The organism is Streptomyces sp. NPDC058864 (genome assembly GCF_042742985.1).
GTDB lineage: Bacteria > Actinomycetota > Actinomycetes > Streptomycetales > Streptomycetaceae > Actinacidiphila.
Genome location: NZ_JBHYMQ010000137.1, coordinates 1 through 8103 on the forward strand (window position 1 = coordinate 1; position 8103 = coordinate 8103).

The following is an 8103-nucleotide window of genomic DNA, read 5'->3' on the forward strand; positions in this document are numbered from 1 at the left end:
GTTCAGCTCAGTCCGACTCGGTTCGGGTCAGTTTTGGCCGGTGACCTCGAAGTGCAGCCGGACATGGGTCGCCGAATCGGCGCCGGCGAGCGTGACACCGGTCGGTCCCGGCTTGGCCGTCCCCGGAACGCTGATGGTCGCGCCGTGGATCACACCGTCGGCGTTCGCGTGCACGGTGATGAAGGCGAGACCGTCACCGAAGCCGATCCTGACGGCCTCGTTCGGCGCGAACCCGCTGGCGTTGACGACGATCGCCGTGGCGCGCGGCCCCGACGTCGTCGACAGCAGCACGTCCGGTCGGTACGTCCGCGCCTGCGGTTCATCGGTCACCCGGACGGTGGCCGTCGCCGGAGTCCGCGAGGACGTGCCGGCCGCGGTGATGGCGTACCGGCCGGGCTGCGCGTCGTCGGACGCCGCCACGGACGCGTGGACCGCACCCGTCGCAGAGGCCTCGACCGTTACGCTGCGCGCCGGGCTGGTGCCCAGCTTGACGGTCACGCGCTCGCCGGCGGCGAACCCGCTGCCGTTGACGGTGATCGCGTCACCGGCCTCGACGGTGGTGGATGCCGACGCCGAGATCGACGGCTGCAGCGCCGCCTTCCCCACGGTCACGGTGAACGTCTCGGTCCTGCTGGACAGCGTGTCCCACGTGGTGACGTGCACGGTGTACGTGCCCTGCTGCACGTACGTGTGCTCTGCGCTGATCGCACCGGAGGAGTCGACCGTGGCGTCGGACGGAACCGTGCCGTCACCCCACTGGACGCGGGCCTGGTAGCCCGTCGGGCCGGGAACGCCGCCGCTCACCGAACCGAGGTCCGCGGTGAGGGCCTTCCCCGGGGTGGCCGTCCGGTCCTTGGGAGTGGTGGTCACCAGCGCGGGCGCCGGCGTGCCGTCGTGGGCGACGGCGAACACGTGGATCCGGCCGGCGGAACCGGCGTCGCCGGTCTGCTTGGGCAGGGTCACCGACACCAGCGTCTTGCCCGCCGGGATCTCGAACGGCGTGGTGGCGAACAGGAACGGCTGGGCGGCGTCCCGGCTCGTGCCGAGCAGTCGGTAGGCGGACTTGGCGACGACGATGTTGCCGAAGGCCGGTGTGCCGCCTGCGTTGCCGCCCAGCGTCCAGTCGCTCATCTGGATCGGGACGGCGGCGGTGCTGCCGTCGCTGAACGTCGCCGTGCCGGTGGTGTTCTGGTTGCCCTGGGTGCCGGCGCCGATGAACGAGATGCTCTTCGCGTCGGCCGGCAGGTTGAGCACGAGCGTGCTGCCGTTGCCCGTCGCGTTGTCCGGCTGGCCCGCCGGGGTCTGCGGCAGCGTGAAGTGCAGCGCCGTGCCGGGCACGTCGTACTGCCGGCCCTGGGTCACGCCGGCCGCCTGGAGAGCGGCCCGCGAGTACGCCCAGGACTTGCTGTCGCAGTTCGCGGCGAGCGCGCCCTCGTCCCCGATGCAGACGGTGTCGAAGGCGGCGGTGAGGCTGGAGCTCGGCGCGTACGCGACGTCGGCCCCGACCGTGCCCGAGCCCTGGACGGTGCCGTCGGTCACCGTGACGTTCGCCTGGTAGTAACCGGGCTTGGCGTAGGTGTGCGTACCGCTGACGCTGTACACGCCCCGCGAGCTCAGAGCCGTGGTGCCCGTGGTGACCGGCGAGCCGTCACCCCAGTCGATCGTGGCCTGGTAGCCGCTCGCGGTGCCCCCGGTGACGGTGGCCAGGGGTGCCGAGACCGCGACGCCGGACGTCGCGTGCAGCCCGCTGCTCACGCCGGCGACCGTGAGGTCCCCGCCACCGAGCTGGACGTCGCCGCCCGCGAGCAGTTCGACCTCGGCGAGGCCGGTCTGCGCGGCGCCGGCGGTCTCCTTCACGACCAGGCGGAACCGTGCGAACTTGCCCGGATTGCCGATCTTGAACGGCCGGGTCTGGTTACGGGACGGGAACACCTCGCGGTGACGCGAGTCGAGCGTGGTCCAGGTGATCCCGTCGTTGGAGGCCTGCAGCTTCCAGTCCGTCGGGTCGCCCGCGCCCGCACCGGAGGTGAGGGTGTAGTACGACGGCTTCTGCTTGCCGCCGCGGTAGACCCAGTTGATCTGGGGCTCGTCGCCGGCGAAGGTCATCTGCGTGGTCGACGAGTCGTCGAACAGCTTCGACGCGTCCTGTCCGTCGCTGGTGCTCGCGGTGCCGAGGCCCGGACCCGTGGTGTCCTGCAAGGGCTTGGGCACGTCTGTGCCCTTGGTCAGCGACGGCGGCGCGTCCTTCTTGCCGGTGCCCCAGGACGACGGCTGCGAGCCCATCGCGAAGTCGATCGTGCCGCCGTGGACGAGCTCGGCCGAGTCGACGGACACTGCGCGCTGGGTCTTGCCGTTGACCTTCACACCCTGCACGTAGACGTTCTTGGTGCTGTTGCCCGGCGCGTTGACAACGATGTCGCCGCTTGTGCGGTGGACGGTCATCTTGGTGAACTGCGGCGAGCCGATGGCCCAGTTGGAGGAGCCGGCCTGCAGCGGGTAGATGCCCAGCGAGCTGAGGATGTACCACGACGACATCTCGCCGTTGTCCTCGTCACCCGGGTAGCCCTGGCCGATCTCGTCACCGACGTAGAGGCGCTGCAGGATCTCCCGCACGATCGCCTGCGTCTTGGACGGGGCGCCGGCGTAGTCGTACATGTACGGGATGTGGTGCGAGGGCTGGTTGCTCATGCCGAGCTGGCCCAGGCGCACCGCCTGCGCCTCGAGCATCTCGTGGATCGTGCCGTTGTACCCACCGGGGTGGTCGGCGTTCTCCGGGGTGGAGAAGAACTGGTCGAGCTTGTGCTCCAGCTGCTTCTGACCGCCGTAGAGGTTGGCCAGGCCCTGGCCGTCCTGCTGCGCGGTGAACGCGAAGTTCCAGCCGTTCGTCTCGGTGTAGGCGCCGCCCCAGTCGAGCGGGTTGCCGGTGAGGAACGTGCCGTTGGCCTGGCGTCCCTCGAAGAACTTGCTGTCCTTGTCGAAGAGGTTGACGTAGTTGCGGGCGCGCTGGAGGAAGTACGCCGACTCCTCCTTGATCCGCTTGCGGTCGTCCTTGGGCACCGACTTGTCGTCGGCCAGGGCCGCGCCCATGTTGCCGATGCCGTAGTCGTTGATGAAGCCTTCCAGCGCCCACGACACGGACTCGCCGGTGGAGGTGGGCGTGTAGCCCAGGAACAGCCCGTTCTCGATGCCCTTGCGGCCGACCTCGCTGCGGCCGGACGCGACGGTCGCGTCCTTGACCGCCGCCTCGTACGCGGCCAGCGGGTCGGGCACCTTGACGCCGTTGAGGTAGGCCTCGGCCAGTGCGACGTTGGCGCTGGTGCCGGTCATCAGGTCGGCGTAGCCGGGTGAGGACCAGCGGGCGATCCAGCCGCCGTCGCGGTACTGCTGGACGAAGCCGTCGGAGATCTTGGCCGCGACGTCCGGGTACAGCAGCGAGTAGGCGGGCCACACGGTGCGGTAGGTGTCCCAGAACCCGTTGTTGACGTAGATCTGGCCGTCCACGACCTTGGCGCCGGTCTGCGTGGCGGTCGAGGTGCCGGTCGGTGCCGACACCGGGCTCGCGTACTGCCAGCGCGGCGCGGCGGCGGTGCCGGTGTTCTCCGACTGCGAGTTCGGGTACAGGTTCAGCCGGTAGAGGTTGGAGTAGAGCGTGACCTTCTGCGTCTCGTTCGCGCCCTGCACCTCGATCCGGCCGAGCCGGTCCTTCCACGTCGCGGTGGCGGCGTCGTGGATCTGGTCGAAGCTGCGCCCGGTGACCTCCAGGCCGAGGTTCTTGCCCGCCTGGTCGACCGAGAGGAACGAGGTCGCGATCCGCAGCGTCACCTGCCGGCTTGCGGAGGTGTCGAAGGTGGCCGAGGTGGCGGAGGTCGCCGTCGGCGCCCGGTCGAAGGTGCCGGACACGAACATCCGGCTGCGGCCGGCCGACAGGCCGCTTCCGTTGTCCACCCAGCCGGTGAAGGTGCCGTCCGTGCCGATGGTGAACGTGCCGTTGTAGAAGACCAGGCTTCCGGTGTTCCCGCCGGACGGGAAGGTGAACTGCATGATGCCACCGTGGTCGGTGGGCGACATCTGCGCGGTCAGGCCGTTCTGCGTGGTGACCTGGTAGAAGTCCGGCCGCGCGATCTCGTCGTCGTGGCTGAAGGCGAGCGCGCGTCCGCTGGGCGCTCCGGTGAGCGAGCCCCCGGCCGGCACCGGCATGACCGACATCTGGTTGCGGTCACCCATCCACGGGCTGGGCTCGTGCGATATCGCCAGTCCCTGCAACGTCGGCAGGTTGGCCGCGTTGTTGCCCGCCTGGTAGTCGTACTCCCAGGAGTTGGACGCGGCGTTGGTGACCGGCGTGAAGAAGTTGAAGCCGTTCGGCACCGCCGAGATCGGCAGGTTGTTGCCGCGCGAGAACCCGCCGGACGCGTTGGTGCCGCGCCGGGTGTCGACGAAGTTGGTCAGGCTGGAGCCGTCCACCGGCGTCGGGGTGCCCGACACGGTGACGGCGTCGAGCCAGCCCTGGAAACGCGTCGAGGCAGTGGCCTTGGGGTCGTCGTAGGAGAGCAGGACGCGGTCGATCGTCTTGCCGTTCGCGACCGCCCCGATCTCGGACTGCACCGCGTTCCACTGGTCGGCGTAGAGCACCTTCGACGCACCCTGCCCGGCCGCGGTGAGCGCGTAGCCGTGCTGGTCGACGGGTGAGAGGCCGCTCAGGTAGGTGCCGTCGGTGAAGTGCAGGTCGACGGCCGCGTAGGTGGACGGGTACTGGGTGTCCTTGGCCGTGAACTCGGGGAAGATCTTGTACGACAGCCGGGTCTTGGGCCCGACCGGGATGTCGACGTCGAAGAGCTTGTTGGTCGCGTACGAGCGGCCGTCGGCCCGCGCGCCGCCCGAGTACCGCAGGGAGGCCACGCCGGAGAACCCGGCCCCCGGCTTCATGTTGTAGCCGCTGACCGGTCCCGCGCCGGCGGCACTGACCATCGGGGTGGCGGGCGGCAGGACGTTCGAGCCGTCGCTGATGTTCCAGTCGGCGAGCTGGAGGATCGAGTCACCGGAGTTCGCCGTGACGTTCAGCCGGTAGTAGGCGTAGGCCGTCGTGTTGCTGAAGCTGTAGGTGTTGGTGGCGAACCGCCCGCTGAAGGTCACACCCGTCCGCGTGTCCAGGTCGGTCCACGCGCTGCCGTCGTCCGACCCCTGAACGGTGAAGTCCTTGGGGTCGCGGCCCGCCGCGTCGTTCGCGGAGGTCAGCGAGTACTTCACCACCGCCGCGGGCTTGGCGAGCCGGTAGGTCACCCAGCCGGTCCTGGCGAACGCCAGCCACTTGGTCGACGGGTTGGCGTCCCTGACGTTGGAGGCGATTTCCCCGGGCGGGTTGTCGGCGCTGGCGGTCACCGCGCTGACCTGGTCGAGCAGGCTGCCGGGCAGTCCGGTGGAGCTCGATCCGCTCAGGTTCTCCTGGACCGGCTTGCCGCTGCCGTCGACCTCGACGGTGCTCGCCGCGGCCTGCGGGTCGGCCGACTCGAAGGAGGAACTGAAGTTGCCGGGCGGCGGCGCCGCGGCAACCACCGAGGGTGCGACGGCCAGCAGCCCCACGGGCAACGACAGGGCTATCGCCGCGCCGGCCCATCTTCGCAAGGACAAATGGCGGGCAGAGGGGGAAGGTGACACGGAGGGACCTTTCGTCATTGGAGGTCGGGAGCATCACGTCGGGGCTCGCCGCGGCTCGGTCCTGGACGGCGCCAGGAGGCGGTTCGACCCGGAGAACAGGTCAGTACAGGTCAGAACGGTCAGTACGAAGCGGTGCCACGATCGCCGACGCGGGGCGGCGGCAACCGCCTCGGTCGCACACATGAGTTGGGGCGAAGGTCCTGGATCACGCGGAAGCTCCGTAAAGGGATGGGGGACTTGTAAAAGGGCGCACCTGCCGTAGATCGCGGTTAGCGTGTTCCTTCCCAGACAACGTTGTCAAGAGTGGAGCGCGTAACCCCCGTGAAATAGCCCGTTTTCCTTCCCGGTTCGCCCGGCCATGACCGGGCGGGCGAACCGGGCCGGGCCCGTCCCGCGCGGGTGCCGCCGTGAGGCCCCGCGCTTCAGGCCTGCGGGAGCATCAGTGCGTTGAGGTGGTGTGCCGAGACCGTCTCGGATTCTGCGGCGCGTGTTGGGGCTTCGGGCTTCGGGGTTCGGGCTTTGGGTGCGGGAGCGCGTGCTTCACGGGTGGGGTGGTGTCTTCAACCGGGGGAGTGGGGGGTACCGGGGTGGGTTTCCTTGTCGGTCGTCAGGGGTGCGGTGGGCGGTGTTGTGGTGTGCTTCGGCTCGGGTGAGGCGGCGGGTCGGCGGCCTGTGGCGTGAGGTCGCCGCTGGTGGTCTGGGTGGCCTGTCAGTGGTCGGGCTGGTTCGATATGGGGGTTGTGCTGGTCTGGTTGCCGGGTCGGGGCCGGGGGGTGGGCAAGGTCGGCCGGCCCCGGATCTCCAGCTGGAGCCCCTGGTGTGGTGGCAAGCGTTTTGAAATGCGCTGTGGCCGGGTCGGAATGTGGGTGGGGGTCGCCTTGGTGGCCGTGCGCGCCGTGCGTGCGGTGTGCTGCCGTTTCGGTCTGCGCGTGTGGTGTCTGCAGGTCAGCCGCGGCGTCTATTGCGAGGGCCTCGGCCCGCGCGTGCGCGGCCTGGACGCGGGCTTGGACTTCCACCGCGCGGATGCGCGCTTCGGCCTGTCGAAGCTCTCGCCGCTCCGCCCGCAATGCCTGGGCCGTCTCTTGACGGTCGGGCTCTTCCAGGGCTTGTTCGAGTGTCATGCCGTAGCCCAGCAGCCGCAGCGGCCGAAGCTCGTCCTCGGGGGCTTTGACCCGCCACCGCCGGCCGTGCTTGTTGCGCAGACCGGAGCGGTAGACCATCCGCTGACGGTCCCGCTCCAGCGCTTCGGTGTACGAGTTGATTTCCCAGCACCGCATGAGCCGGTACAGCCGCGCCGTGCTCACTGGCATGAACAGCCATCGGACGAACCGGATGCGCTCCATCTGCTGACGCTGTGACAGCGCGTTGACGTGTGAGGCGTAGAGGTGGGCGACGACCTCGCTGAAGGCGATCCACACGCCGACGAGCACGGCGTGACCAAGCCGTCCCTGGAACGTGACGCCGCTGGACCAGTTCAAGACAGCGGTCACCGCTGCCAGGAATCGGGGCAGCCACCGCACCCAGGCCAGGGGCCTTTCCTTCTTGATCATGAGCAGGTGGACCAGGGAGAAGGCGAGAATGGTGACATCCACGCCGATGGGCAGCATCCACGGGTGGGCGCCCCACCCCCATCCACCCGCTGCGGGTGAGGCGGCAGCCTTGTTCAGCAGCGCCTGGTAGGAAGAGGTCACGCCGAGCGCGCCGAGGGCGATGCCCGCTGTGACGGTGGCGCCCAGCAGCAACTTCTCGAGGCGCGACAAAGCTGTTGCCGGCGTGGGGGACGGGGAGCCGCTCGAGGAGGCGGGCGCGGGCGCGGTGCTGGGGGAGTGGGCGGCCGTGAAGCCACCCTCCTGTACCTGGCCGGGCGGCTGCGGCCCTGGGGCAGTGTGAGCAGCGGGCTGGTGCGGCACAAAGCCGGGATACAGGGGACTGGAACGGGTCACGCATCCTCCTGAAGGGGCCTGCAACGCTGTCAGCAGCGTCTGGCGGAACACGTGGGTCGTCGAAGGGGAGACCTGCCGTCTGCGGGGGAGTGAAGACGGCAGGGCTTGGCAGCCGGGTGCGGCGAGCCTGCCCCGACGCTCGCACCTGCCGTAGGCTCCCGGGCTGCGCGACCCGGAAACGTGCCAAGGGGGTCGACGGGAAGTTGCCCGACTGTCCCGCCGGGCGGGCGCGGCCGTGCCGTCCCGGCGCACGGCCCGACCCCCTGTTTCTCCGCGGCTGAGCTTGCCGGCAACGTGCCCCAGCGGCGCCACCGGACGCCCCCAGCGTGTGCCGGGGAGCGTCCTGAGCAACCAGGACCTGTATCACCAGCCCGTCGCGCCCGTCGGAGTACCCCCGCTCGGTGGAAGGCCTCAGAGGTCGTTAAGTCCGATCTTCCCTGGTTCGCGATCGCTCGATCGTGTTACTGATCCTCGTCCCGGCCGACTGCTCGTCATGTCCATGCTGGGA

General features: G+C 69.7%; 2 protein-coding genes. Both read right to left on the reverse strand.

All coding sequences use genetic code 11. From position 1 onward, the window contains the following. Nucleotides 1–27 precede the first annotated feature (27 nt). On the reverse strand, nt 28–5619 hold the full coding sequence (locus ACFW3D_RS41665; RefSeq protein ID WP_500513663.1) for a GH92 family glycosyl hydrolase: 5592 nt from the start codon (nt 5617–5619) through the stop codon (nt 28–30). 593 nt (nt 5620–6212) lie between these two features. After that, entirely contained in the window at nt 6213–7412 is a 1200-nt protein-coding gene (locus tag ACFW3D_RS41670) for a DUF2637 domain-containing protein (protein WP_500513664.1), read from the reverse strand. Nucleotides 7413–8103 lie beyond the last annotated feature (691 nt).